The 26,678-nt window shown below is 73.4% G+C and carries 22 protein-coding genes; 2 read left to right on the top strand and 20 right to left on the bottom strand.

The genetic code is table 11. The features are described from left to right. Window positions 1-10: 10 nt before the first annotated feature. The 11 genes from NDAS_RS07205 to NDAS_RS07155 all read right to left on the bottom strand — a co-directional run bounded on the left by NDAS_RS07205 (window position 11) and on the right by NDAS_RS07155 (window position 11,340). On the bottom strand, window positions 11-538 hold the full coding sequence (locus NDAS_RS07205) for an EF-hand domain-containing protein (RefSeq protein ID WP_013152488.1): 528 nt from the start codon (window positions 536-538) through the stop codon (window positions 11-13). A 185-nt stretch (window positions 539-723) separates the two neighbouring features. Continuing rightward, a complete protein-coding gene (locus NDAS_RS07200; RefSeq protein ID WP_013152487.1) occupies window positions 724-1,185 on the bottom strand; it encodes a DUF6917 domain-containing protein in 462 nt (153 codons plus the stop codon). Beyond that, window positions 1,182-2,114: a Gfo/Idh/MocA family protein gene (locus NDAS_RS07195; RefSeq protein ID WP_013152486.1), complete on the bottom strand. Its 933-nt coding sequence runs from the start codon at window positions 2,112-2,114 to the stop codon at window positions 1,182-1,184. Before NDAS_RS07195 ends, NDAS_RS07200 begins: the two co-directional genes overlap by 4 nt. Next, the gene (locus tag NDAS_RS07190; protein WP_013152485.1) at window positions 2,111-3,244 is read right to left on the bottom strand and encodes an Ldh family oxidoreductase; all 1,134 of its coding nucleotides are present in this window, start codon (window positions 3,242-3,244) and stop codon (window positions 2,111-2,113) included. The genes NDAS_RS07195 and NDAS_RS07190 overlap by 4 nt, the downstream gene beginning before the upstream one ends. Continuing rightward, window positions 3,241-4,626, bottom strand: a complete 1,386-nt coding sequence (locus NDAS_RS07185; protein ID WP_013152484.1) for a M20/M25/M40 family metallo-hydrolase — start codon at window positions 4,624-4,626, stop codon at window positions 3,241-3,243. The genes NDAS_RS07190 and NDAS_RS07185 overlap by 4 nt, the downstream gene beginning before the upstream one ends. Next, entirely contained in the window at window positions 4,623-5,606 is a 984-nt protein-coding gene (locus tag NDAS_RS07180; protein WP_013152483.1) for a sugar phosphate isomerase/epimerase family protein, read from the bottom strand. The genes NDAS_RS07185 and NDAS_RS07180 overlap by 4 nt, the downstream gene beginning before the upstream one ends. After that, the gene (locus tag NDAS_RS07175) at window positions 5,590-6,603 is read right to left on the bottom strand and encodes a Gfo/Idh/MocA family oxidoreductase (RefSeq protein ID WP_013152482.1); all 1,014 of its coding nucleotides are present in this window, start codon (window positions 6,601-6,603) and stop codon (window positions 5,590-5,592) included. The genes NDAS_RS07180 and NDAS_RS07175 overlap by 17 nt, the downstream gene beginning before the upstream one ends. 282 nt (window positions 6,604-6,885) lie before the next feature. Next, window positions 6,886-7,203, bottom strand: coding sequence for a hypothetical protein (locus NDAS_RS07170; protein ID WP_013152481.1), 318 nt, complete (start codon window positions 7,201-7,203; stop codon window positions 6,886-6,888). A gap of 509 nt (window positions 7,204-7,712) precedes the next feature. Next, window positions 7,713-8,510 (bottom strand): FAD-dependent thymidylate synthase, encoded by a 798-nt coding sequence (thyX, locus tag NDAS_RS07165; RefSeq protein ID WP_013152480.1) that lies wholly within the window; start codon window positions 8,508-8,510, stop codon window positions 7,713-7,715. A gap of 264 nt (window positions 8,511-8,774) precedes the next feature. Further along, the gene (locus NDAS_RS28860; protein WP_013152479.1) at window positions 8,775-8,915 is read right to left on the bottom strand and encodes a GPGG-motif small membrane protein; all 141 of its coding nucleotides are present in this window, start codon (window positions 8,913-8,915) and stop codon (window positions 8,775-8,777) included. 196 nt (window positions 8,916-9,111) lie between these two features. Beyond that, on the bottom strand, window positions 9,112-11,340 hold the full coding sequence (locus NDAS_RS07155) for an anthranilate synthase component I (RefSeq protein WP_013152478.1): 2,229 nt from the start codon (window positions 11,338-11,340) through the stop codon (window positions 9,112-9,114). Between the two features lie 393 nt (window positions 11,341-11,733). Between NDAS_RS07155 and NDAS_RS07150 the strand changes: the two genes are divergently transcribed. Further along, a complete protein-coding gene (locus NDAS_RS07150; RefSeq protein ID WP_013152477.1) occupies window positions 11,734-14,037 on the top strand; it encodes a HelD family protein in 2,304 nt (767 codons plus the stop codon). A gap of 103 nt (window positions 14,038-14,140) precedes the next feature. Here the strand turns inward: NDAS_RS07150 and NDAS_RS07145 are convergent, their stop codons facing one another. From NDAS_RS07145 to NDAS_RS07110, 8 genes are all read right to left on the bottom strand, one after another. Next, on the bottom strand, window positions 14,141-16,873 hold the full coding sequence (locus NDAS_RS07145; RefSeq protein ID WP_013152476.1) for a hypothetical protein: 2,733 nt from the start codon (window positions 16,871-16,873) through the stop codon (window positions 14,141-14,143). Window positions 16,874-17,270: 397 nt separating this feature from the next. Beyond that, entirely contained in the window at window positions 17,271-18,248 is a 978-nt protein-coding gene (locus tag NDAS_RS07140) for an aldo/keto reductase (RefSeq protein ID WP_013152475.1), read from the bottom strand. Then, complete coding sequence (locus NDAS_RS07135) at window positions 18,248-18,646, bottom strand: MerR family transcriptional regulator (RefSeq protein ID WP_013152474.1); 399 nt, start codon at window positions 18,644-18,646, stop codon at window positions 18,248-18,250. Before NDAS_RS07135 ends, NDAS_RS07140 begins: the two co-directional genes overlap by 1 nt. Before the next feature lie 60 nt (window positions 18,647-18,706). Next, complete coding sequence (locus NDAS_RS07130) at window positions 18,707-19,384, bottom strand: TetR/AcrR family transcriptional regulator (protein WP_013152473.1); 678 nt, start codon at window positions 19,382-19,384, stop codon at window positions 18,707-18,709. A gap of 34 nt (window positions 19,385-19,418) precedes the next feature. Beyond that, a complete protein-coding gene (locus tag NDAS_RS07125; RefSeq protein WP_013152472.1) occupies window positions 19,419-20,198 on the bottom strand; it encodes a hypothetical protein in 780 nt (259 codons plus the stop codon). 72 nt (window positions 20,199-20,270) lie between these two features. Further along, window positions 20,271-20,756, bottom strand: a complete 486-nt coding sequence (locus NDAS_RS27615; protein ID WP_013152471.1) for a hypothetical protein — start codon at window positions 20,754-20,756, stop codon at window positions 20,271-20,273. Window positions 20,757-20,818: 62 nt separating this feature from the next. Next, the gene (locus tag NDAS_RS07115; protein ID WP_013152470.1) at window positions 20,819-22,048 is read right to left on the bottom strand and encodes an acyl-CoA dehydrogenase family protein; all 1,230 of its coding nucleotides are present in this window, start codon (window positions 22,046-22,048) and stop codon (window positions 20,819-20,821) included. A 162-nt stretch (window positions 22,049-22,210) separates the two neighbouring features. Then, a complete protein-coding gene (locus NDAS_RS07110) occupies window positions 22,211-23,650 on the bottom strand; it encodes a helix-turn-helix domain-containing protein (protein WP_041552512.1) in 1,440 nt (479 codons plus the stop codon). 215 nt (window positions 23,651-23,865) lie between these two features. Between NDAS_RS07110 and aceA the strand changes: the two genes are divergently transcribed. Next, window positions 23,866-25,164 (top strand): isocitrate lyase, encoded by a 1,299-nt coding sequence (aceA, locus tag NDAS_RS07105; protein ID WP_013152468.1) that lies wholly within the window; start codon window positions 23,866-23,868, stop codon window positions 25,162-25,164. Window positions 25,165-25,511: 347 nt separating this feature from the next. Here the strand turns inward: aceA and NDAS_RS07100 are convergent, their stop codons facing one another. Continuing rightward, window positions 25,512-26,663: an RNA-guided endonuclease InsQ/TnpB family protein gene (locus NDAS_RS07100; protein WP_041552510.1), complete on the bottom strand. Its 1,152-nt coding sequence runs from the start codon at window positions 26,661-26,663 to the stop codon at window positions 25,512-25,514. Window positions 26,664-26,678 lie beyond the last annotated feature (15 nt).

Genomic DNA, 26,678 nt, shown 5'->3' with positions numbered 1-26,678 from the left:
ACGAGGGGGTTCAGTTCCCGAGGAGGGGGATGTCGTTGCGGCCGAGGTGGTAGTCGCGGACCGCGTCGACCAGCTCGGAGGTGGACAGCTTGCCGCTGCCGTCGGCGTCGAGGTCGGCGAAGGCCCGGTCGGCGTCGGCGCCCTGGAGACCGATGGCGGCGAACCACTTCTGCATCTCGGTCGGGCTGATCTCACCGTCACCGTCGACGTCGAGCACGTTGACGATGGCCTGGATGGTCGGCTGGACGACCGAGGCGAAGCCGGCGTCGCCCTTGCTGATGATCTCCTGCTCGGCGGCCTGCACGAACTGCTCCCGGCTCATGCGCTGGGTGCCGGCGGCGGAGGCCAGGTGGTCGAACATGGCCAGGTAGGCGCTCTTGAGCTCGTTGCCCTGGGCGGTGCCCTCGGCTCCAAGGCGCGAGACGATGTCGTTCGCCTCGGACTCGAAGTCCGAGCGCTCGACGGCCCCGTTGCCGTTGGCGTCCCAGAGGCGGAAGCGCTCTTCGAGGCGGCTGTTGGCCTTGGTTGCGGTCGTCATTTATTTTCCCTCTCGATCCCTATGGAAAAACAGACGTACGATGCTCTCTCCGAGCACAGGAAAGGACCCTCCGACCGAGTCCGACCGGACCCTCCCCACACCCAGAAGATTAGCCTGTGAGCGTGCCCCACAAAAGGGGCTCAGAAGAATCCATGAGTGCAATTGATTTTTTATATCGGACATTTTCAGCAAATGCCAGATTCTTCGGAAACCGTTTCGGCGGGCGGGCCGTCGCCGACCGGCGCCCCCTGGCGGAACACCAAACCCTCACCCGAGGCCAACCCCAGGTCCCGCCCGGTCGGCAGCGGGTCGGCGTGGATGAGCACGTTGTAGTGGTTGGGCATGTGGCAGGCGTCGAAGCCGAGCACCGTCCCCACCCGGCGCGGGCCGATCCACACCTCGTCGCCCCGGTCCACCACCCCGGCGCCGGTGATCTCGGCGAACCCGAGGAAGCCCACCCGGTCGATCCGGGCCCCCGCAACGGTCTCGGTGTGGTCGGTGGCGACCAACTCGTGCACCTCCCCCGCGCGCACGCACCGGCTGGCGTGGGGTTCGAGCCGCATACCCCGCTCGCTCCTGCGGTGCACCAGGACCTTGACCAGCGTCGCGGTGACGTCCCGTTTGGGACCGTCCTCACGGGGATTCATCGCGCCTCCTCCCTCGTCGGCTCCGCGGCCTCCGCCAAGCGGTAGGCGTCCCCGACCAGCCGCAGCGCGGACGGTCCGCCCGGGTCCTCGACCACGCCGCCGCGCACCCGCCGCTCGAACTCGGCGAGCACGCCCACGTACTCGTGCCACAGGGAGTCCTTGAACCCGGGATGGCCCTCCAGCATGTCCGCCGTGAGCACCGCCCCGTCGGCGGTGCGCGCCTCGACGTCCTTGCGCTCGCCGGGATGGGACCAGTCGAGGAGGACGCGTGCGCGCGCGCCCGCGGCGCGCAGCACGACCTCGGCCCGGCGGTCGGTGCCCGCGGCGTCCCGCGTGACGTGCGCCGACTCGGCCTCGGCCGGGCCGAGCAGCCACTCCACCAGGTCGAAGGCGTTGGGTCCGTTGTCGGCCACGCACCCGCCGCCGCAGCGGGCCGGGTCCAGGTACCAGGTGTCGGTGCCGGCGTGCTCCTCGATCCGCTCCAGGTAGCGCACGGTCAACTCCTCCACCCGCCGTCCGGCCAGGTCCCGGCGCAGCCGCGCGAGCGCGGAGTTGTACCGGCGGTGGAAGGCGGTGAACAGCACCGTGTCCCGGTCTCGGGCGAGCCCGGCCAGCGCCTCCCCCTGGGCGGCGTCCAGCGCGAGCGGCTTCTCCACGCACACGGCCACCCCGCGCCGCAGCGCGTCGGCGCAGACGGGGGCGTGAGCGTCGTTGGGCGCGGTGACCACCAGCGCGTCCAGTCCGGTCTCGTCGAGCATCCGGACGTGGTCGGTGTAGCCCCGCGCCCCGACCGGGTGGGCGGCGAGCACGCGGGGGTCGCGGTCGCACACCGCCACCAGGTCCAGGCCGGGCGCGGTGCGCAGGGCCTCCAGGTAGAAGCGGGAGATCACGCCCAGGCCGACCAGCCCGGTGCGCAGCGGGGCGCTCATCGCGTCTCCTCCCGCATCGCCTCGAAGGGCAGGCCGGTCCGGTCGGCCAGCTCCGCCAGCTCGGCGTACAGCTCCGCCTCCAGCGGCACGCCCGCCAGGCGCAGTTCCCGCGCCCGGTGGTACTCGTGCCAGCCGGGGTAGCGCACCGGCGCGTCCGGGTCGGTGGGCGGACAGGCCAGCAGCGCGCCGAACAGCTCCCGCGCGTCGTCGTCGGCGCCCTGCCGCAGGGCGCCGGGCGCGATCGCGGCCACGAAGAAGCCGATGTCGTCGTCGCGTCCGCTCGGGCCGCCGTCCCCGTCCAGGGCGTCGGGGTGGGGGCCCGTCCCGGCCCCCGGGACCAGTGCGGAGAGCACCTCGACCATGAGTCCGAGGCCGAAGCCCTTGTAGCGTCCCGCTTCGCCGCCCAGCCACATCAGGTGCGCGCGCCCGGCGTCGAAGGCGGCGGGGTCGGTGACGGGCGCGCCGGTGTCGTCGCACAGCAGGCCTTCGGGCAGGGCGAGGCCCTCGCGGGCGGCCTGGCGGATCCGGCCGGTGGGCGCGGCCGTGGTGCTCATGTCGAGCAGGAACGGCGGGTGCTCCCCGGCCGGGGCGGCGACGCTGAGCGGGTTGGTGCCCAGCATCGCGACCGCGCCGCCGGGCGGGCGGGCGATGCGCTGGCGTCCGCAGTTGCTGGCCACCAGGCCCACCATGCCGCGTTCGGCCGCGCGCAGCGCGTGGTACCCGGCGCAGCCCAGGTGGGTGGCGCCGCGCACGGACACCAGCCCGATGCCGTGGCGCGCGGCGCGCTCGGCGGCCAGGTCCATGGCCTCGCTCGCCGCCCACAGGCCCAGGGCCCGCCGGGAGTCCCAGAGCACGGCGGCGCCGAGGTCGGCGAGGACGCGCGGCTCCGCGGCGGGGTCGGCCCTGCCCTCGTCGAGGAGCGGCAGGTAGAGGCGGGTCAGGTTGGCCAGACCGTGCGAACGCGGCCCGGCGAGGTCGCCGTGGCACAGAGCGCGCGCCGCCTCGGCCGCCCGGTCGGGGGGCAGGCCGCGGTCGGTGAACACCCCGGCGGCGAACGCGACCAGGTCGTCGTGGCGTACCCGTACGGCCTCGCGTTCCGGCGGGGCCTGGGTGGGGGCCGCGGTGGTCACCTGGCCTCCCGGGCGGGGGTGTGGTGTGCGCGCATGTCCTCGTCGCCTTCCTCGTCGGTGGTGCGGGGCTCTTGGGTCTCGTGCGGGGCGTCGGGGTTCGGGGCCCGACGCGGGGTCTGGCCGGTGAAGGCGGCCAGGAGGCGGGCCACCGCGTCGGCGAACCCGTCGAGTTCGTCGGCGCGCGCGAACTCGCCGTCGGCGTGCGCGTTGTTGGCGGCCAGGTCGCCGGGGCCCAGCACGGCGGTGCTGGCTCCGGCGACCCCGGACATCCAGATCGCGTCGCAGGTGAAGGCCGGTTCGTCCTCGGGCCACGGGGCGATTCCGGCGCGGCGCAGCAGGGCGGGCCCCCAGGGGTCGCGGTCGTCCAGCGCGGGCAGGCCGCGCTTGGTCCACTCCAGACGGGTGAGGGCGCGGGCGTCGGCCGCGGTGCGGGCGAACAGCGCGGTGTCGGCGAACTCCTTGGTGAAGGCGTCCAGTCCCGCGTCGAGCGCGTCGGTCAGGGCGCGTTCCAGGGCGCGCCCCGCGGCGGCGTCGCCGTAGGCGAGGTTGAGCAGCAGCGACCCGCTGCCGTAGACCCTGTTGTGCAGGGTGCCGGTGTGCAGTCCGGCCAGGCACACCGCGCCGGAGCGGGCGTGCGCGTCCAGGGCGCGGCCCAGGTGCCGGGCCAGGTGGCCCAGGAGGACGGAGGCGTTGTGCCCGGTGTGCGGGCGGTCGTCGATCGCGTCGTCCCCGCGGACCGAGATCCGGGCGGTCATCGCCGCGGTGCTGCGCGTCAGGAACCGCATCCCGGTGGGTTCGCAGAAGATGTTGAGGCGGCCGGTGTGGCCGCGTTCGACCAGCGGCCGGGTGCCGAGGGTGCCCATGGCGCCGCCCTCCTCCCCGGCCACGGCCTGGACGAGCACCGCGACGTCGCGGCCGACGGCCGGGTCGCGCTCGCGGGCGGCGCGCACCCCCGCCAGCAGCGCCACCGCCGGGCCCTTGGCGTCGATGGCGCCGCGCCCGTGGAAGCGTTCGCCGTCGAAGCCGACCGGCTGCCGCCCGGCGACCGTGTCCAGGTGCACGTTGAACATCACGGTGCGCTCGGCGGGCAGGTCGGGGCCCAGCCGCAGCACGAGGCTGGGCTGGCAGTCGAGGAAGCCGGGGCGGGCCAGGGCCTCGCGGACCGGGGCCGGGACGTCCGGTCGGTCCATGTCGGCGGGCCGGACCGGGGCGTGGTGCACGACGTCGAACCCGGCTCCGGCGGCGGCGCGGGCGTAGAGGAGCTGGGCCTCGCGCAGGAGCGGCGGGGGCCCGTCGGGGCCGGTCTCCAGCGGGCCCGCGGTGGGCAGTTCGAGCAGCCGCAGCAGCAGGTCGTGGTCGTCGGGGGTGAGCGCGGCGGTCACCGGACCCCCTCGGTGCGGTGGAGGCCGTCGGCGGTACGGGCGGCCCCGGTCGCGGCGTGAGGGTCCGCGTCCCCGCCATGGTGGCCCGTGCCCCTGGCGGGGCCGCCTCCGGTGTGCCAGGTGCGGGCCACGAGGTCCTCCAGGGCGCGCCCGTAGGCGACGAAGGCGGGCCGGTCGCCGCGGCCGGGGTCGGCGCCCGAGACCCGCAGGTGCGGGCGCAGGTGCAGGTGGGGCTCGATGGACAGCGTTCCGGTGTAGCCGTGCGCGGCCAGCAGCCGCAGGCACTCGACGGTTCCGGCCTCCCCCCGGCCGGGCGGGACGTAGTCGACCCCGCCGTCGGGCGCGGTGACGGCGTCCTTGACGTGCACGTGCGCCACGTGGTCGAGGAGCTCGCGCAGCATCTCCGGGGCGCGGTAGCCGTGGGCGACGCCGTTGCCGGTGTCGAACAGCAGCCGCAGGGCCGGGCTGTCCACCTCGGCCAGCAGTTCCAGGGCGCGGTCGGCGCGGTCCCCCGCCCAGCCCGCGCAGTTCTCGTGCACGAGCACCAGGCCCGCGTCCTCGGCACGGCGGGCCAGTTCGCGCAGGCGGACGCGGACGCGCCGCCCCCACTCGGCCTCGGGGAGCCCGTCGCGGGGGTAGGACATGACCCGGACCAGCCGGGTGCCCAGCACCGCGCAGCGCCGGGCCAGGACGTCCAGTTCGGCCAGGTCGGGGGCGAAGTCCCCGGTGGCGGGCCTGGACCAGTCGGCGATGCGGGAGGCGACGGCGACCACGTCGGTCCCGGCCTCGCGGATCCGTCCGGCGGCGCGGTCGAAGGCCCGCTCGTCCAGGGCGGCCAGGGCGGTCCCGTCCACGGTGCGCAGTTCCAGGCGGTTCCAGCCGAGTTCGGCGAGGGCGGCGAGCTGTCCGTCGAGGTCGGGCGCCGCCTCGTCGCCGATCCCGGCGAGCGGCGGAGCGGTGTGTTCAGGCGCCGACGGCACTGCCCACCTCCTGCCTGCGGCCGTGGGCCGCGCACAGCCCCTTGGCCTCGGTGAGCAACCGGACCGCCTCGACCTGGACCGGGAGCGTGCCGGGGCCGCGGAAGGAGCGGGCGTAGCGGGCGTAGGCGGCGCGGAGGAAGGCGGGGAGGGCGTCGTCGGCGAAGACCGAGTGGGAGGCCCGGTGCCCGGTGGCGTCCACCGACAGCTGGGCGGTGTGGTCGGCCGCGCTGCACGGGTAGTGGCCGGTGAGCACGGCGCGGTCGAACTCCAGCGTGATGCGGCGCTCGCGGACGGGGGAGGTCAGGTCGGAGTCGATCCGGCTGCGCACCCCGCCGTGGTGCGCCAGGTCGAGGCGGGCGCGGCCCAGTCCGGGCAGCCGGGACTGCTCGGTGACCATGTCCTCCAGGGAGGCCGCGGTGACGTCCGCTCCCCCGGCCAGGCTGATCACCACGGCCAGCGCGTGCGGGACCTCCACGTCGAAGGCGGTGGGGTGGCCCGGCGTCTGCGCGGTGCGGGTGAAGCGGGGCTTGTTCTGCACGACCGTGACGGCGCGCAGGTCGCCGAAGACGCGGCCCCGCACCGCGGCGCGCAGTCGCCGCGTGAGCGCGCTGTCCAGCCACTGGGTGGTGACGGTCAGGTCCAGGCCCCAGCGCCGCCGCAGCCGGGCGACGGCGGCCAGGTCCACCAGGTCCAGGGCCAGCGGCTTCTCCACGACGACCATGCGGTAGCCGAGGCGGGCCAGGTGCTCCAGCGGACCGGAGCGCAGGTGCGGCGGCGTGCACAGGTGGACCACGGTGCGCGAGGGCGGCGCGCAACGGGCCGCCTCCTCCAGGGAGTCGGCGGTGAGGACCCCCTCGACGGGGCCCCGGAACGGGTCGAATCCCACCACCGGCCCCGCGGCGAACAGGGCGGGGGCCTGTGCCCGCGCTTTGGCCAGCGACGGCAGGTGCAGCCCTTCTCCCGATCTGCCCAGACCGACGATGAGGGTGTGCAGCATAACGTACGGGCACCTTTCCCTTCTGCTTCCACGGCGGTGCGCTGCCCGATCCCGGAACGCAGCGGCCACACGCTTCCCCCACCACACTCGGACATCGCACCGAAAGCGTCAAAACGGAGAACGGGTTCCTGCGTCCGAAAACTCGGAAACGGACATGTTTCCACCCGTAGAGCAAGAAGGAAATGCGTATTTTCGTGGCGTTTTCTCCCCTGCGGGCGCACCTCCACCGGAGCGCCGCGCGGTCCCGCGACCGCCGGGCGGAGGTCGCGGGACCGGTCGGGGTCAGGCCACTGAGAAGCTGAACAGCCCGCTGGGCGGAGCGTGCCAGCCGTGGTTCGGCGAGACCAGGACCGACGGCCCGAAGCAGGTCGTGCCGGCGTGCATGCGCACGTCCGCGTCGGTGAGGTTGACCAGCACGTGCGCGGTCTCGGGGAGCCGCTGGCAGGAGCCCGCCGGGGGTTCGGGGTAGCGGCGCAGCTCCTCGAACTCGGTCGTGAAGACCACGACCTCACCGGTCGCGGCGTGGGCCGGAGCGGCGCCCGCCACGGATCCGCCCACCGCGAACGCGAGTGCCGCCGCGGCGGACACGAGAGCCCTCATTCCGATTGCCTCCATTTTCGTTCCGCACTTTTTCCGAAGGATCGGCCCGCACATATCACCGATACGGCGAAGCCGACCCGGACATCCTGTCCCTTCGGCACCACAAAGACCAGAGCCGGTGTGACTCAGCGGAGGATTTCGGGCAACCGCTACCCGGAGCCGAATCGGAGGGAAAGCACCGGGGAAAGAAAAATACAGAAAAGAATACTTTCCATGCCTTCGCTGAGGTATGCGCCGCTCGCACCTTAGGTGGCTTTATCGCCGGAAAGGTGCGCTCTCCGTGAGGAAGGGGCCCGAAACGGGCGGGTTTTCCGGGGCGTGTAGGGGGCGTAAAGGGCTGGGGAAGCTCCTGTGACGGCGACTCGCGCGTGGAGCCGGCGGCCCGGACGCTCCCCCGCCCCGCACCGGGCGCAACGGGCCGCGCACCCGCCAGGAGGGAGGAAGTCCCGGTTTCCTGCGCGCACAAAAAAGCCCGCCCCGAGGGGCGGGCCGCCGTGTCCGATGGGCGCTCAGACCTTGCGGTACCTGGGTACCCAGGCGCCGTCCCGGACCTCGTAGTCGCCGAAGAGCGCAGGGGCCTCCTCCTGGAGGGTCCGACCGATGAGGTCGAACAGCAGGCGGATCTCCTCCTCCGCGCCGGGGGCGGTGCGCGCCTCCAGGGTGTGGCGCAGGGTGCGCACGTTGGCGGTCCACACCAGGCCGGTGGCCACGCCCTCGGGGGCGAAGCGGCGCATGAAGGAGGTCTTGTGCTTCTTCTCCGCGAACTTGACGCCCTCGTCGTCCAGGCCGAAGTGGTCGGCCATCCAGAGCTGGAACTCCTCCATCTGGCGGAGCATCGCGGTGGCGCGCTCCATCAGCTCGGGGTCGTCCTCGGCCCAGTCGGGGAACCAGAACGGCAGGTCGGACAGGCGCACGAAGCGCAGGGACTCCTGGGAGACGGCCACGCCCGGACGGTGCCGGATCAGCTCGTGGGTGAGCACCCGCGAGACGTTGTGCAGGACGAAGCTGAAGCTGATGTGCTCCAGGACGGAGCCGTGCATGCTGGCCAGGATGTTGCCGAGGTAGGCGTCCTGGTCGGTGCGCACCCGGGTCACGTTGGGGTTCAGGCCCGGCTCCCAGGAGCGGTAGCACAGCCGCCCGGCGAACTCGGCGAGGTTCTGGGGGTCGTTGAGGTGGGCGTCGAGCTCACCGCGGTCGAACCGCTCCAGCCACGCCTCCCCGCCGACCTCCTTGAGGTAGTCGGCGATGGCGTCGTAGTCCACCTGCGGACGCGCCACCAGACGGACCTGCGGCTCGACCCTCTTCACAGCATGCCTCCCGTTCGTGTTCCCGGCTCCCCGTGCGCACGCCTGAGCACCGCGGCCGACGGGCGGCGCGGGGTGCGGAGGGCGTGACGGGGGCGGGGGCTGACCAGCCCTCCCCGAGGGTACACGGGGTCGGCGGGGGTCGGCCGGGGGCAGGGCGCGGGCCGGGTGCCCGCCGGGTTCTCCCGGTCAGGCACCCGGCCCGCGATCGGTGCTGTGCGTGCTTCCTGGTCGTGCGGTCCTGTCGTGGAGAGGAGGGACAACTCGCTAGAAGCCGTAGAAGTAGCCGGGGGCCACGAAGAGCCCGACGACGATGGCGATGATGCCCCACAGGAGCTGCCCGCGCAGCACCCCGAGAACACCGGCGACGATGAGAATGATTCCGAGGATTGTCAGTAGAATACCCATACACAACCACTGTCCCGTAACGGGTTGATCAAACTTTTCGGTTGGATGTGATTTGGGAAAGGCGTCTTGGTGCAGGTGAGCGCCCCCGCACCGGATATCGCCGCACTCCCCGGAACGCCCGCGTGACCCTCCGCGCACGCCCTGCGCGCGGGGGTCCGCGGCCCCGGGGACGCTCCCCGGGGCGCCGCCGCGGCCCTCAGCCGCGGGCCAGGCGCAGGGCCCGCGCCACGATGCCCTCGCCGACCGTCGCGGTGAGGATCGACTCGGGGTGGAACTGGACCGCGTACCACCGCGCGGCCGGGTCCTCCACGGCCATGACGACGGGTTCCTCATCCGCCCCGCCCTCCAGGACGGCGGTGACCTCGAAGTGCTTGACCAGCTCGGGGAGGGTGTAGGTGGAGTGGTAGCGGGCGGCCGGGAAGGCGTCCGCCCCTCCCAGGCCGGTGAGGAGCCGCCCGCCGTGGACCCGCACGCGGCCGGGCTTGCCGTGCACCGGCGCGTCCAGGGTGCGCAGTTCTCCCCCGGCGTGCTCCACCATCCCCTGGAGCCCCAGGCACACCCCGAACACCGGCAGGCTGCGGGCGGCGAGCGCGTCCAGCAGGGCCGACATCCCGAAGTCCTCGGGCAGGCCGGGGCCGGGCGAGAGCACGACCAGGTCGGGGGCGAGCCGGTCGAGCAGGGAGGGGTCGAACCCGTAGCGGACCGTGGTCACCTCGGCCCCGTGGCGGCGCACGTAGTCGGCGAGGGTGTTGACGAAGGAGTCCTCGTGGTCGACCAGGAGCACCCGCATGCCCTCCCCCGGGAGTTCGGCTGACCCGGCCTCGGTCCCACTGTCCTCCTGCGCCGGGGAGTCCTCCCGCTCGCCCAGGGCGAGGGTCTCCAGCAGGGCGCGCGCCTTGAGGAAGGTCTCGCGCTCCTCGGCCTCGGGGTCGGAGTCGTAGAGCAGGGTGGCGCCCGCGCGCACGGCGGCCACGCCGTCGCGGATGTGCGCGGTGCGCAGGGTCAGGCCGGTGTTCATGGAGCCGTCGAAGTTGAGCACGCCGACGGCGCCGCCGTACCAGCGTCGGGGGCTGGTCTCGTGCTGCTCGATGAACCGCATCGCCCAGGTCTTGGGCGCGCCGGTGACGGTGACCGCCCACATGTGGGTGAGGAAGGCGTCCAGGGCGTCGAAGTCGCGGCGCAGGGTGCCCTCGATGTGGTCGACGGTGTGGATCAGGCGCGAGTACATCTCGATCTGGCGGCGGCCGATCACGCGGACGCTGCCCGGCTCGCACACGCGCGACTTGTCGTTGCGGTCCACGTCCGTGCACATGGTGAGCTCGGACTTCTCCTTGACCGAGGAGAGCAGTTCCTGGATGTTCTCGGCGTCGCCCAGGGCGTCCTCGCCGCGGCGGATGGTGCCCGAGATGGGGCAGGTCTCCACGCGCTGTCCGGTGCCGGGCTCGCCGGTGACGCGGACGAACATCTCCGGGGAGGCGCCGACCAGGTACTCGCCCTCGCCGAGGTTGAAGAAGAACTCGTAGGGGGCGGGGTTGCGCTCGCGCAGCAGCTCGTAGAAGCGGGCGGGCGAGGAGCAGCGGGCGTAGGTGCGGTGCCCCGGGACGACCTCGAACAGGTCGCCGCGCCGGAACTTCTCCTTGGCCTCGGCCACGACGCGGGCGTAGGAGCCGGGTTCGGGGCCCTCGGGCACCTCGGCGGCGACCACGGGCGGGGTGGGCTCGGTCTCGCGCGGCAGGCCGCGCGTGGTGGCCTCGGCGCGGTCGCCGTCGGCGGGGACGGTGAAGTCGTAGGTGTAGCGCACGCAGGTCTCGCGCTTGCGGTCGCGGACGATGACGGCGTCGGGCAGGTGCAGGACCAGGTCGCGGTCGCCGGGGTCGCGGGCGATGTGCTGCTCGATGGGCTCGAACTGGAAGGCCAGGTCGTAGCCGAAGGCGCCGTACAGGCCCAGGTTGGCGTCCTCGGGGCTGCGCAGGGCGGCCATGACGGCGCGCAGCGCGGTGAAGACGCTGGGGCGGCGGCTGCGCTCCTCCTCGGTGAAGAACTCCCCCGGATCGGGTTCGGGGACGGTGACGGCGACGCTGCCGTGTTGGAGGTCGGCCAGGGTGCTGTCGGGGTCGGGGAGGCCGACGGAGTACAGGGCCCCGGCCAGGACGGGCAGCAGGACGCGGCCGCGGGCGTTGAGGGCGGTGGCGGTGACGCGGCGCCCGCGCGTGGTGATCTCCAGGCACGGGTCGACGTAGCCCAGGTGCCAGCGGTCGTACCGGCCCGGGTACTCCATGCCGGAGGAGAGCACTCCGCCGCGGCGCAGCTCGACCGAGCGGACGAGCTCGGTGAGGATCTCGGGATCGCAGGGGGTGGCGCTGCGGTGGACGGTGACGCCGCCCTCGGTGAGGTACGTGCTGGTCTGTGCGTCGCTGGGGTTCACGGCCGGTCCTTTTGGCTGCGCGGTCGGATGGGCCGCACCGTCCGGGGCCGTGGAACACGAAACGACCGCCGGTCCGGGGCGGTCGCTGCATGGGTATGCGAACTCGGAGCACCGCCTAGGGGCGGCGCCACCACTGAGCCTGGGTGTTCGTCTGTCGCATGGGCACGAGTGTAGCGGGTGCGGTGTGCGCTGGGGAGACCGACGCGGAGGTTTTCCGGCCGCGACGTGCGGGGAACTCGCCCGGAGCAGAGGGTGGGGCGTGCGGCGGAGCGTCGAGGGGAGAGCACGAAAGCGCTCTCGCGCGGACGCGCGGCGCTGTGCTAGGGTGCGTAACCCGCTGTCGCTTTTGGACCTCACTCACAAAAGTCCCAATGTACGGAGCATAGCAAGCCGATGGAGTTCTGTCAAACCGGCGCCGACGAGGGCGCCTCGTCGGCCCTGACCGTGGAACAGGCCAGGATCAGCACGATGTACGAGCGCCTGGACGCCCTGCGCGCCCACACCTCCGAACAGCTCGCCTCCGCCCACCTCCAGGAACGCGGGGGGTACGCGGCTCTCGTGGAGCGCGAGACCCGCTCCTACGAGCAGGCGCGCCGCCGCGCCCAGCTGGGGGCGGTCGAGGAGGGTCTGTGCTTCGGCCGCGTCGACCTCTCCCACGGGGGCGGCGGACCCGAGACACGGTACGTGGGCCGGATCGGGCTGCGCGACGCCGACTACGAGACCATCCTGGTGGACTGGCGGGCGCCGGCCGCACGCCCCTTCTACGCGGCCACCCCCGGGGACCCGCACGGGGTCACCCGCCGCCGCCACCTGCGGGTGCGCCGCCGCAGGGTGCTCGGACTCGACGACGAGGTGTTCGACCCCGACGGGCTGACCGACGCCGACCGCCGCCAGCTGGTCGGGGAGGCCGCGCTCCTGGCGTCGCTGCGCCGGGGCCGGACCGGGCGGATGGGCGACATCGTGGCCACCATCCAGGCCGAGCAGGACCGCGTCATCCGCGCCCGGCTGGCCGGGGTGCTGGTGGTCCAGGGCGGGCCCGGCACCGGCAAGACCGTGGCGGCGCTGCACCGCGCCGCCTACCTGCTCTACACCCACCGCGCCGTGCTAGAGCGGCGCGGGGTGCTGGTGGTGGGTCCCAACCCGGCGTTCCTGCGCTACGTGGGCGACGTACTGCCCTCCCTGGGGGAGACCGACGCGGTGATGCGCACGGTCGGGGAGCTGTTCCCGGGGGTGGCGGCCTCCCGCCGCGACGCGCACGCCGCGGCGGCGGTGAAGGGCTGCCTGGCGATGGCCGACCTGGTGCACGCGGCCGTGGCCGACCGCCAGCGCACGCCGCTGGAGGCTTTCGGCGGCGCGGACCTGGTCGTGGAGACCGACGCGGGTGCGCTCACCGTGCCGGGGGCGCTGTGCGAACGGGTGCTGCGGACCGCGCGGGGACTGCGCCTGCCGCACAACACCGCGCGCAAGTACGTGGTCGGTTCCCTGCTCACGGAGCTGGCCCGGGCCGAGTCGCGCCTGCTCGGACGGCCCGCGGACGAGGAGGACCTGGAGTTCGCGGGCGCACGGCTGTGGTCGGAGGATCCGGTGCGGGAGGCTCTGGAGGCCCTGTGGCCGCACCTGACCCCGCAGCGGCTGCTGCGGGAGCTGTTCGCCGACCCGGCCGCGCTGGAGCGGGTGGGTGCGCGGGCCGGGTTCGGCGGGGACGCGTGCGCGCTCCTGGCGCGCTCCGTCGGGGAGCCGTGGACCGTGGAGGACGTGCCGCTGCTGGACGAGGCCGCGGAGCTGCTCGGGGAGGACGGGGGCGCCGCGCGGGCGCTGGAGCGCCGCGAGGACGCCGAGCGGGCCGAGGAGGAGCGGTACGCGCAGGGGGTGCTGGAGTTCACCGGCCTGTTCGAGGACAGGATGATGGACGCGGCGGCGCTGGCGGCGCGCCACCGGGACGCCGGGGCCGCGCGCACCACCGCGGACCGGGCGGGCGCGGACCGGGAGTGGACGTACGGACACGTGATCGTGGACGAGGCCCAGGAGCTGTCGCCGATGGCCTGGCGCACGGTGATGCGGCGCGTGCCGACCCGGTCGTTGACCGTGGTGGGGGACGTGGCGCAGACCGGCAGCGCGGCGGGGGCGCGTTCGTGGCTGGAGGCGCTGGAACCCTACGCGCCCGGCAAGGTGCACGTGGAGCGGCTGCGGGTGAACTACCGGACGCCGGAGCCGATCATGGCGGTGGCCGCCGACGTGCTGCGGATGGTCGCTCCGGGCGAGGAGGTGCCGGAGTCGGTGCGCGAGGAGGGCGACCCGCCGCGCGCGGTGCGGCTGGCGTCGCTGGCGGAGCTGCCCGCGCTGGTGGCCGAGGAGGCGACCGCGATCGGTGAGGGCCGGGTCGCGGTGGTCACCGCGGACCGGCACGCGGACGAGGTGGCGGCGGCGCTGCCGGGGGCCGCGCGGCCGGGGACGGCGGCCCCGGGGCGGGTGCGCGACCCCCTGGAGGAGGCGGTGGTGGTGCTGACCGCGACCGAGTCCAAGGGGCTGGAGTTCGACGCGGTGGTGGTCGTGGAACCGGGGGCGGTGCTGGCGCAGCCGCGCGGCGGCAACGACCTGTACGTGGCGGTCACCCGGGCCACGCGGCGGCTGGCGGTGGCCCACACCGGGGAGCTGCCTCGGGTGCTGGGACGCCTGGCCGGGGCCGCCCAGGGGTGAGACCGGGCGGTCCGCACCCGGCGGCGGGTACGCCGGGACGGAATCGCGCACGGTGGCGGGCAGGCGGGGGCCCGGCCGGTGGGGCGGGTTCCGGTGCCGCCGGTCAGAGGGGCCACCAGGAGGCGCCGGTGATCGCGGCGCCCAGCAACCCGAACAGGTCCAGGGCGCCCAGGCCGAACCGGGCTCCCGCCTCCAGGCCGGTGGCCAGGAAGGCCGCCAGGAGGATCAGGGCCAGAGCGCGGGAGGGCCAGCGGCGGGGGCGGGGCGCCTCGGGGGCGTCCTCCTCCTCGTCCGCCCGGTCCAGCCAGGGCCGGTCCAGGCGGGCGACCTCGCGGCGCAGGTCCTGGACCTCCGCGTGGTAGTAATCGCGCTCCTCGCGGACGCGCTGGAGTTCGGCGCGTTCGGCCCGGACGGCGGCGCGGGCGTCGACGATGTCGATGCGGGCGCCCTCGGGTCCGTGCCGGGAGTGCCAGCGCTCCAGCCGGGCCAGGGGGAGGTCGGCGTACTGGGTGGGCCAGTTGTCCTCGGGGACCTCGTCGTCGGGGAAGTGTTCCAGGTCGGGTTCGGTCTCGGCCGCGTAGTCCAGCGGCGCCGACTGCGGGGGGTCGGTCTCCTGGTCGGGGACCACGGGCAGGGGCGGCGCGTCGGCGGGTGCGCGGTCCTCGGGGCCGTCCGTGAGGCCGGGCCCCGGGGCCGGGTCGGGATCCGCGGTCCCGCGGTCCGGCGACGGCCCCCGTGTTCTGGGGGAGGCGGCGATGGTCCACTCGTCCGTGGGAGCGGGGGGCTGGTGGAGGGATTCGGGGGGCGGTGCGGACTCGCGGGCCAGGCTTACCGTCCCGCCCGTTCCGAAGGTGTCCTGGGCCGGGGCCGGTGACGGCTCCGCGGTCTCCTCGCGCAGGGCTCCGGTCCGTGGGTCGGACGCGTCCGAGAACGCCTTGTCCGGGGATCCGGGCGCGGATCCAGCCCCGCCTTCCTGCGCTCCGCGGGCGGGCGCGGCCTCGTCCCCTGGCGGTCCGCCCCGGATCGCGGACTCGTCCGGTTCCGGAACGGCGCGTCTGCCGCGGCCGAGGAACCGGAGGGTCTCCCGGCCGCTCCGGAGGGTCCGCGATCCGCCCTCCCGGAACGTTTGCTCCTCCGGTCCGTCCGGCATCGGCGCACCGGCGGACCACGACCCGCTCCGCTCCGCCTCCTCGGCCCCGGATGCGGGCTCACGGGGCTCGAAGGCCCGGTCGGAGACCGGTTCGCCGCCGGTGTCCGGGACCAGACGCGGCCTGCGGTGGGGTTCGGGCGCCCCGAAGACGCCGGACCGCGCGGAGACGCCCTCCGGGGCCGCGGCCGCCTGCCCCCGGGCGGGTGCGATGCGCGGGTGCGGGCGCGGCGGGGCGTCGCCGGGGTCGTCGGTCCCCGGTTCCTCGAACAGGCGTTCGGACGCGGGTTCGGGCCAGAGCGCCTCGTTGTCCCCGTCCGTCTCACCGCCCCCGCGCTTCCCGCTCTGTCCGTGGGCCTCCTTGTCCCTGTGCGGCTCACCGCCCTCGCGCGTCCCGTGCTCCCGGTGGGCCTCGTCGCCTCCGCGGGTTCCCTCGGCCCCGTGCGCGGCGGGGTCCGCTCGGTCGTCCCCGCGCCGTCCGGTGACCGCCCCGGCGGAGGAGGGCTCCACGTCCTCCTCGGTGATCCCCTTCAGGGAGCGCTGGCCGCCGGGTACACCCGGGACCGCGTCCGTCTCCAGGCCGGGGCGGCCCACCGGGACGCGGGATACGGGGAGCGGCCACGGACCGGTCTCCTCCTCCCCCGGGGCCTCGACCTCGGGCAGGTCGGGCAGGGGCGCACCGCCGTACACGGCGTCCCCGTCCGGCAGCCGTTCGGGGACGGGGACGTCGTCGAACCGCCGGGGCCGCGGGTCGAGCCAGTCGCGCAGCAGCGCGCGCCGGTCGGCGAAGGTCGGGGCCTCGGCGACGCCGCGTTCGGCCAGGTGGCGGGCGAGCGCGTCCCCGCCCTCCTCCCGCAGGACCGACACGAGACCCTCCGCGACCGCGCGGTAGTCGGGGGCCGGGGGACGCAGGAAGGGCCCGGGCGCGTCGGCGACCGGCGGGCCGAAGGCCAGGTGCTGGCCGTCCGGGGTGCCCAGCACCGGGTCGTAGGTGGAGAACGACCAGCTCCACCCGGCCGCGGGGATGGCGCGGGGCGGGGTGAGCACGTCGTGCAGCATCCGGTGCATGCCCCACAGGAAGCGCAGCTGCACCGCCTGCCACAGGTCGGCCCGCTCGGGAGCCAGGGCGATGTGGATCGGTGCTTCGGGCCGGTACAGGGCGGCGGCCACCGCGCCCACCAGGAGGGGTTCGTCCCCGACGGTGGTCTCGGCGGCGCGCCGGTCCCGGGTGCGCACGGCCCCGGGTGCGGCGGTGCGCTCCCAGGGCTCGGGCGTGGGCAGGGTGTCCATGGTCGCCCAGCCCGGCTCCGGCGGGCGGCGCGGGGCCGGGCGGGTGTGGGGGTTCTCGTGCAGGGAGAGCAGCCGCGGCAGGGTCAGGCCGTGCGCGGGCCCCACGATCGCCCAGGCGTGCGCGGACCGGGCGTCGCCGGGCCAGCGGTAGACCAGCGCGGCCTGCCCGTCGGGGTAGGCGCGCGCCCAGAGGGTCTCGGGGTACTCCCCCGGGTCGGTGTCGGGCAGCGCGGAGCGGTAGTCGGCGGTGAGCGCGGGGACGAGACGGTCGCGCCAGGAGCGCAGGACGGGCTGCTCGGCCTCGGGGAGGGAGGAGGCGGCCGGTCCGGGTCCGAACCGGCCGAGGAGGGTGGGTTCGGCCCAGGCGAAGTGGATCTGGTGGTACGTGCTGTCGGGCAAGTCGCCCCTCCCACGGGTTCGCGGACCGAGGCGGCGCGGCCGCTCCGCCGCCACTAGGGAAGGTATCCGGTCAAAGGATGGCGAAAACCGCGCATGAATACTTATGAGGTGTTACACGTGGTTTGTCTGGGATTGGTGACCGGCCCCGGCCATGCCCGTCCTTCCGGGCAGGCGACAGACGGCAGCCAGCAGGCGGGGCCGGGTCGTCCACAGGGTGAGGGGCTGGCTGGCGCCGCCCGGCGGAGACGGCCTGACCTTGATCCGGGGGCGCTGCGCCTCGCCTGTGGGCACCGTGTGTGCCCCCGGTTCCAGTGTGACCGGCCGCCCTCCCGCCCGCCGGGTCGGGCCCTCACCCTGCGGACGACGCGGCGGCCCGGCCCTCTCCGTCGGCCACCGGCTACCCCGCCTCGGCCATGCGCCTCCACTGCTCGTCGCTGAGCACCAGGTCGGTGGCCTCGATCGCCTCGTCCAGCTGTTCCAGGGAGCTCACCCCCACCAGCGGCACCACCTTCGGGTCACTGCCCATGAGCCAGGCGAGCACGACCTGGTTGCGGGTGGCTCCGGTCTCGCGGGCGACCTCGTCCAGGACGGCCAGGCGGGCGGGGGTCCCCGGGTGGTCGTAGGCCCGGTCCAGCTCGGCGGCCTTCTCCGGACGGGTGTAGGCGCCCCACAGCAGCGAGGTGTAGGCGACCAGCGTGTACTCGCGGCCCTCTGCGGCCTCGGCGCGGACGAAGTCCAGGAGTTCGGGCGTGGCGTGCATGTGGCCCGCGGACCGCAGCGGCAGGTCGAGGCGGGGCTGGAGGTAGCTGTACCGGTACTGGAGCACGCGGGGGCGCGGCCACCCCCGGGCCTCGGTGACGGCGCGGGCCCTCTCCAGCTTCCAGGCGCGGTGGTTGCTCAGCCCCAGGTGGGAGACGGCGCCCTCGCCGACCAGGGCGGCGAAGGCCTCCAGGGTCTCCGGGAGCGGGGTTCTGGGGTCCTCGTTGTGGGCGTAGAGCACGTCCAGGCGGTCCATGCCCAGGCGCTCGCGGCTGCGCTCGGCGGCCGTCGCCACGGCCCGCGCCGACAGCCCCTCCTTGGTCTCCGCGCCGGTGCCGGGCACGGTGGGCTGCGCGCCGAGCTTGGTGGCGATGACCACCTCGTCGGTGACGCCGCGCTCGCGCCGCCAGCGGCCCAGGAAGGTCTCGCTCTCGTGCCCCTCGAAGCCCTCCACCCAGTACTGGTAGCAGTCCGCGGTGTCCACGAAGGTGCCCCCGGCCGCCACGAAGCGGTCGAGCAGCGCGGCGGAGGTGGCGTCGTCGGTCTCGCTGCCGAACTTCATCGCGCCCAGGCACAGGGCGCTGACGCGGCGGTCGCCGATGGTGGTGTAGCGCATCAGGAGGTCTCCTTGAGGGGTTCGGGGGCGCGGGCGGCGAGCACGCCGCGGTAGTAGTCGATCTTGTGCTGGATCACCGTCTGGCACCGGCGCATCTCCTCCATGCGCTCGTCCAGCCGCTCCTGGTGGCCCTGGAGCAGGTCCAGGCGGTCGGGAACGGTGTGCTCGCCCTCGCGGATGAGCTCGGCGAACTCGCGCAGCCGGACGATGGGCATGTCGGTCTCGCGCAGGCACCGGATCATGTCGAGCAGTTCGACGTCGTCGGCCCGGTAGCGGCGGTGCCCGCTGGGAGAGCGCTCGACCCGGCGCAGCAGCCCCGCCTTCTCGTAGTAGCGCAGGGTGTCCAGGGTGAGGTCGAAGCGCTGCGCGACCTGGCCCGGCGTGTAGTAGTCCCTCATGAACAGAAAGCATGGGACCTGGAGCGCACTCCAGGTCAAGGGAGGGAACGAAAAAACCGTCTAGGTCTCGCCGGCGCGGATGGCGCCGACCACCGCGGCGGTGAGGTCGTCGATGATCTCCTCCTCGCCGACCTCGGGGTGCTCCAGCCACCACTCCCCCGCCGCCTGCACCATGCCCACGACGGCGTGCGCGACGATCTGGGAGCGCGGGCGGTCGCCGACGCGCCGTTCGGCGACGAGCTGGTCGGCGAGCTCCTCGCCCAGGCGGCGGACCATCATGCCCAGGTCGCCGCGGGTCCGGGAGTCCTCGGAGGTGGCCCGGTCCATCAGGAACCGGTAGAGGTTGAGGTTCTGGGAGATCATCGACAGGTAGGCGCCGACCGTGGCGCGGGCCCGGACCTCGAACTCGGTGTGCTGGTGCAGCTCCTCGCGGATGCGCTCGATGAGCGGGTCCACGTGGCGCCGGGCGAGTGCCCGGTACAGGCCGCCCTTGTCACCGAAGTGCCGGTACAGGATCGGTTTGCTGATCCCGGCCTCGGCCGCGATGACCACCATCGACGCGTCCGGGCCGTCGCGCTGGATCACCCGGTCGGCCGCGTCCAGGATGGCGCGGCGCCGCTCGGGGTCGCGTCCGCGCGCGCCCCGCCCTCCGCGCGGGGCCGAGGCCTGCGGCGCGGGCGCGCCGGAGGCGTCACTGCTGTCGGTCAGCGCGGCCGGCCGCGCGCGTTCGAGTGCCACAAGGGTTCACCGTAGCGGCTCGCGGAGCCCCGGATCAGGCCCGGAGCGCGATCCAGGTGGCCCTCGCCAGGGCCAGGAGGCGGCCCTCGCCGTCGTGGAGGGCGCTGGCGGTGGTGATCTTGCGGCCGTCGACCGCCTCCAGGTACCCCATCACCACGTGGGCCTCACCGGTCCTGGGCAGCTCGTCCACGCGGACGGTGATGCGGCCCAGGAGGGCGGGGCGGCCGGAGATGGCGCTGGACCAGCCGCCGGGGCAGTCCAGTGCGGCCCACACCTGGGCGGGGCCGACCGCGTCGGAGCCCTCGTCCAGGGACGGGTGCGGGGTCCAGGCGCAGGCGACGGTGTTGCCGACCCCGTCGGGGCCGGTGCCCGGGCGCACGGAACCGGCGAACAGGCGCAGGCCCTCGCCCTCGGCGCGTTCGGGGCCGCAGCTGTAGCAGCGCGGGAAGGGGTGGTCGGTCAGGCCCGCGTAGCGCTCCTCGGCCTCGCGGGCCTCGGGCACGGTGACGGGGCCGCCGGGAATGGCGGAGTCACGGGGGAGGTCGGCGGTCACCGCCTCGGCCACCAGGCGGGCGTCCTCCCCGGCGCCGGGGTCGGTCAGGTGCAGGGCGCCCTCGGGGCCGCTCTCCACCGTCAGCGGGCGGCCCAGGGGCGGCGGGGTGCGCAGGGTGACCCGCACGGCCGGTCCGCCGACGGAGGTGAGCCGCGCGGCGAGCAGTCCGGCGGTGTAGCCGCCGTTGCCCGAACCGTCGGGGCCGTTGTATCCGATGGGGATGGTGAGGGTGGGGGCGCCGTTGCCCGCGGTGGCGTTCATGCGAGCCAGGTTAGAGGCCGCGCCCGCGTGGCGAACGGGCGGACCGGGAAGCCCCCGCCGCCGGGGCCGGAGTCAGACGTCGACCTGCATGACGGCCTCGCCGTCGCCGATCTCGGGGAAGGCCAGGGTGAACCGGTTCCCGTCCGCGAGCATGCCGCTGCCCTGACCGGCCTCTTTGAGCGTGACCGTGGTCGAGCCGCCATCGGAGCGGTTCTGCTGGAACGTCACCTCTCCCCCGGAGATCGACCCGATCACGATCTCCGTGCCGCCCGCCTCCTCCGGAACCGGGATCCGGTCGCCGGGCTGGACGGTGACCCGGCACTGGCCGTCCTCACAGGAAGCGAGGTCCCTGCCCTCCTCCGGCAGGTCCGCCAGGGTGGGCGGGCCGGCGGAGGCGGAGGGCGAGGGGCTCGGGGAGGCCGGAGCGGAGGGCGACGCGGCGGCCGGGGTCTCGGCGGAGGGGGAGGCGTCCTGTTCCTGCTGGTCCGGGGAGGAGCAGGCGGTCAGGGCGGCGAGCGGCAGTAAGAACGCGGCAAGACGCGGGTGCGGGAGGTTCATGGCGTCAGCATAGAAGCGGCGGCCTCAGCCCGTCACCGGTTCACCACGCGGACCCACCGGCGTCAGCGCACCGGCAGGCCGGTGACGGCGCGGCCGATGATGAGCTTCTGGATCTCGCTGGCCCCTTCGAAAATCGTGAAGATCGTGGAGTCGCGGTGCCAACGCTCCACAGGGTAATCACGCGTGTACCCATTGCCACCGAGGATGCGCACGGCGTTCTGGGTGACGAACGTGGCGGTCTCACTCGCGTAGAGCTTGCTCATCGATCCCTGCGCGCTGTCGAAGTCCTTGTCGTTGCGCGCCATCCACGCCGCGCGCCACACCAGCAGGCGGGCCGCGTCGATGCGGGTGGCCATCTCGGCCAGGGTGAAGGCCACGCCCTGGTTCTCGCCGATCGGACGGCCGAACTGCTCGCGCTGGGTGGAGTAGTCGCGGGCGTACTCGTAGGCGGCGCGGGCGCAGCCCACCGCCATCGCGCCGACCGTCGGGCGGGAGGCCTCGAAGGTCTTCATGGCGGCCTGGCCCTTGGAGCCCCTGCCCTCGCGGGCGCGGGCCAGGCGCTCGTCGAGCTTTTCCTTGCCGCCCAGCAGGCACGAGCCGGGCACGCGTACGTCGTCCAGGACCACCTCGGCGGTGTGCGAGGCGCGGATGCCGTGCTTGGCGAACTTCTGCCCCTGGCTGAGCCCGGGCGTGTTGGGTGGCACGATGAACGTGGCCTGTCCGCGCGAGCCGAGTTCGGGCTCCACCGAGGCGACCACGACGTGGATGTCGGCGATACCGCCGTTGGTCGCCCAGGTCTTGGTGCCGTTGAGCACCCACTCGTCCTTGGCCTGGTCGTGGACGGCGCGGGTCCGGATGGCCGAGACGTCGCTGCCCGCGTCGGGCTCGGAGGAGCAGAACGCGGCGAGCCGGATGTCGTCTGGGGTGCCGAACATCTGCGGCGTCCACTCGAAGAGCTGCTCCTGGGTGCCGTTGGCGGCGACGGACACCGCGGCCAGGCCGGTGCCGGTGATGGCCAGGGCGATGCCCGGATCACCCCAGTACAGCTCCTCGAAGGCCACGGGGATGCCGACGCCGCTGGGCTCCAGCCACTGGTTGGCGAAGAAGTCGAGGGAGTACAGGCCGATCTTGGCGGCCTCCTGGATGATCGGCCAGGGGGTCTCCTCCCGTTCGTCCCACTCGGCGGCGGCGGGGCGGATGACGTCGGCGGCGAACCCGTGGGTCCAGTCCCGGACCTCGCGGACGTCCTCGCTCAGTTCCAGGCTGAAGCCGGGCGCGGTGGCCTCACTCATGCGCTCACATCCTTTGTCGGGGGCCCTCCGGGGGGAGGGAGTCAGTATGTGTTACCAACGGTAACAGTTGGCTTCGCCTGCCACAACGCCGTGCCCGCACGGAAAAGGGGGGTCGGCGCGCGCCGACCCCCCTTTTTCCGCGTCCCCCGCCGGGCCCGTCGCTCAGTCGACGCTGTGCTTCTCCAGGAAGGTGTAGACGTCGTGCTCGTCCACGCCCGGGAAGGTCCCCGAGGGCAGCGCCGAGAGCACGTGGGAGTGTGCGCGGGCCGACGGCCACACGTTGCCCTCCCAGCGCGCGGCCAGGTCCGCGGGCGGGTGCACGCAGCACTCGCCGTTGGGACAGTTGGACTTGGTGCGGTTGGTGGTCTCGCGCCCGCGGAACCAGCGCGACTCCTTGTAGGGAACGCCCAGGGTGATGGCGAAGTTGCGCTCGCGGCTGGGGTCCACGTGCGCCACGCACCAGTGGGTGCCGTTGGGCTTGTCCGTGTACTGGTAGTAGATCGAGTAGCGGTCCGGCGAGGCGAAGACCTGGCGCCCCGACCACTGGCGGCACATGCGCTGGCCCTCGATGGCCCCGGTGTCGTCGGTGGGGAAGACGAGGCCGTCGTTCTCGTAGGCCTTGTAGATGATGCCGGTCTCGTCGTTGCGGATGAAGTGGCAGACCAGGTCCAGGTGGCGGTGGGCCAGGTTGGTGAACCGGTGCGCGGCCATCTCGTAGGAGACCGAGTACACGTCGCGCAGGTCCTCCACCGACAGGTCGCGGGCCTGCTTGGCCTCCTGCAGGTAGCGCACCGCGGTGGACTCGGGGATGAGGACCGCGGCGGCGAAGTAGTTGGCCTCCACCCGCTGGCGCAGGAAGTCGCCGAAGTCGCGCGGCCTGCCGTGGCCCAGCACGACGTGGCCCAGGGTCTGGAGCAGGATCGTGCGCGGGCTGTGCATGCCCAGCGTGGTCTCGCGCTTGAGGTAGATGCGCCGGTTGACGTGGTCGGTGAGGGAGCGCACCGAGCGGGGCAGGTCCTGCACGTACTTGAGGGAGAACCCGTGGTGGGTGGCGATGGCGAGGATCTGCCCCTGTGACAGGGCCCCCGCGGTGTAGTTGACGGCGTCGAGGGTCTGGGCCGCCGCCTTCTCGATGTGCTCGAAGTAGTTGCCGCGCTCGCGCATCTGGCGGCGCAGGTCGGCGTTGGCCCGGCGGGCCTCCTCGGGGGTGGCCGTCGGCTTGGCGCTGCGCCGCCGGAGCTCCCCGTACAGGCCCACGATGTGTTCGAGCACGTCGTTGGGGACCCGCTTGCCGATCCTCAGGTGCGGCAGGTTCAGGTCCTGGTAGAGCGTGTCGCGCTGGGCCTCCTCGACCGCGATCTCCAGCTGCGCGCGGCGGCTCGGGGGCTGCTTGGACAGCAGCTCCTCCACCGAGACGCCCAGTGCCGAGGCCAGGGAGGTGAGGAGGGAGAGCTTGGGCTCGCGCTTGCCGTTCTCCAGCAGGGAGAGCTGGGAGGGGGCCCGGCCGACGCGTTCGCCCAGGTCGGAGAGGGTGAGGCCGCGCGCCCGCCGTAGGTGGCGGAGCCGCTGACCAAAGGTGACGAGATCCAGGTCACCTGTCAAAGACGGTATTTCTTCAGCACCAAAGTACGCCATGGCTTCATAGTACGGAAAGAAACGTCGATCTTCGCAAGATTTCCCATGGAAAAGCCTCGGAAGTTGCCCAAGAATCTAGTTACCGGCGGGGAACTTACCGCTCAGGGCTCACCCCCTGGCTCTGACCCGGCCTTCTCGACCGGTGCGAACACTTGGGGACTACACGTAAGGCGGGATCGAACATGGGCACCAGCGCTCGACGACAGGAAGCCAGCGCCGCACTCCAGCGCGACTGGGAGACCAACCCCCGGTGGGCCGGTATCGAGCGCACCTACTCCGCCGACGACGTGGTCAAGCTCCGCGGTTCGGTCACCGAGGAGCACACCCTGGCCCGCCGCGGCGCGGAGCGCCTGTGGGACCTGCTCCGCACCGAGGACTACGTCAACACCCTCGGCGCCCTCACCGGCAACCAGGCGGTCCAGCAGGTCCGTGCCGGGCTGAAGGCCATCTACCTCTCCGGCTGGCAGGTCGCGGCCGACGCCAACCTCTCGGGCAACACCTACCCCGACCAGAGCCTGTACCCGGCCAACTCGGTCCCGGCCGTGGTCCGCCGCATCAACAACGCGCTGATGCGCGCCGACCAGATCACCTGGGCCGAGGGCGACGACAGCGCGCCCGAGTGGCTCGCCCCGATCGTGGCCGACGCCGAGGCCGGGTTCGGCGGCGTCCTCAACGCCTACGAGCTGATGCGGGGCATGATCGCCTCCGGCGCGGCGGGCGTGCACTGGGAGGACCAGCTGGCCTCCGAGAAGAAGTGCGGCCACCTGGGCGGCAAGGTCCTCATCCCCACCGGGCAGCACGTCAAGACGCTCAACGCCGCCCGCCTGGCCGCGGACGTCGCCGGTGTCCCGTCCCTGGTCATCGCGCGGACCGACGCCCAGGCCGCGACCCTGATCACCAGCGACGTCGACGAGCGCGACCAGCCCTTCATCACGGGCGAGCGCACCGCCGAGGGCTTCTACCGCTTCCGCAACGGCGTCGAGGCCTGCGTGGCGCGCGGCCTGGCCTACGCCCCGCACTCGGACCTGCTGTGGATGGAGACCGCCACCCCCGACCTGGAGGTGGCCCGCGACTTCGCCGAGCGGATCAAGGCCGAGTACCCGGACCAGATGCTGGCCTACAACTGCTCGCCGTCCTTCAACTGGAAGCGCCACCTGGACGACGCGACCATCGCCAAGTTCCAGCGCGAGCTGGGCCACATGGGCTACAAGTTCCAGTTCATCACCCTGGCGGGCTTCCACTCGCTCAACTACTCGATGTTCAACCTGGCCAAGGGCTACGCCCAGAACGGGATGACCTCGTACGTCGAGCTCCAGGAGGCCGAGTTCGCGGCCGAGTCGCAGGGCTACACCGCCACCCGCCACCAGCGCGAGGTCGGCACCGGCTACTTCGACTCCATCAGCACGACCATCTCCCCCGAGGCCAGCACCACGGCTCTCACCGGCTCCACCGAGGAAGACCAGTTCTCAGCGGCTCACTGACACTGGTCTTCGTTCCCAGGAGGCCGTCCCTCCCCGCTTTCGTGGCTGGGGCGGGGCGGGCGGCCTCCGCCCCCTAGCCGTCGGCCATGCGCGCTCCGTGTCACACGCGCATGGCCGGCGGCTTGTCCTGTGCGCGGCGTCCGCCGTGTCCGTTGCCGGTCTCCCCGGGCGCGGGCCCGGCCCCGCGGGGACGGGGGCGCCCCGACCGCCCGCGCGACCAGGTCCTAGGCTGGCCGCTGCACGGGGCCGCGCCCCGCGGCCCGCCCGCAGATCCGGAGGTCTGGCGTCAGCTTCTCGGCCTTGAAGGACCGAGCTTGCAGCTCTTCCACACACCTGGCAGGTGTGCTTCAGGCCGCGTCGTCGGCAGCGTGACTCACTGCCCAGCCCGCCACACCCCTGGAGGAGATGTTGCGGGCCGCGTTCACATCGGCGTGCCCAGCGAAACCGCACGACGTGCATCGGAAAGTGGCCTGGCTCGGCCGGTTCCTCTTGTCGACGTGGCCACACGCGCTACACCCCTGGGAGGTGTAGGCCGGGTCCACGTACACCACCGGCACTCCGACCCGTTTCGCCTTGTAGGCGATGTAAGCGCCCAGTTGAGCGAAGGACCAGGAGTGCAGCGTGACCCGCTGGGGCTTGCGTAGCCGTACCCTCTTGCGGATGCCGCCCAGGTCTTCCAGGGCGACACCCCGTGAGGTGCGTTGAGCCTCGGTCACGATCTGCTTGGCGATGCGGTGGTTGGTATCGGCCGCGAACCGCGCCTCGCGGCCCGAGAGGCGGCGCAGGACACGCTTGGCGGACTTGGTTCCCTTCTTCTGGAGACGGCGCCTGAGGTGGCGGTTGCGGTGGCGGACCTGGTTGACCTGTTTGCCCGAGTGAACGGTGCCGTCGCTGGTGGTGGCGATGTTCGCGATGCCGAGGTCCACACCCACGAAACCTTCGGGGGTGTACTCGTCGGCCTCGGGAACCTCGCAGGTGGCGTACAGGTACCAGTTGTCGCCGCGCTTGACCAGGTCGGATTCGCCCTTGCGGAACTCGGTGAGCACCTTGGCCTGGTCCGGTGAACACGCGAACGCCATGCCCTTCACCCGGCCGTGCACGGTCCAGATCGACACCGTGCGCGCGTCTATCTGCCAGGACAGGCACCGGTCGTCGAAGGGCTGCGCGGCGTCTTTTCGGAACCGAACCGGCGTGTTCTCCACCCGGGTACGCCGCTTGGACCCCTCACAGCCGTGGTTTCCGGCCTTGAGGTTGGCCTTCAGCGTGGCATAGGCCCCGGCGACCTTGCGTGCGCAGTGGATCGCCGGTTGCGCGGACAACCCCATCGCTTTGAGGTCGTCGTAGACCAGCCGCTGCAACGGTGTCTTCGCCTTCACCCCGGACTCGTGCGCACTCCGCGAGGCCCGGTTGGCCGCCTGGTTGCACAACTTCAGCGTCTCCCACAGCGTCGCCTCCTGAGCGGAGTCGGGGAGCAGCTTCACCTGCACAACGATCTTCACACCCACAGGTTACCG

Origin of the sequence: Nocardiopsis dassonvillei subsp. dassonvillei DSM 43111, assembly GCF_000092985.1 — a bacterium.
Taxonomy (GTDB): Bacteria; Actinomycetota; Actinomycetes; order Streptosporangiales; family Streptosporangiaceae; genus Nocardiopsis; species Nocardiopsis dassonvillei.
Note: the sequence above shows the minus strand (reverse complement) of the source record. Positions and strands in the feature narration are given on the sequence as shown.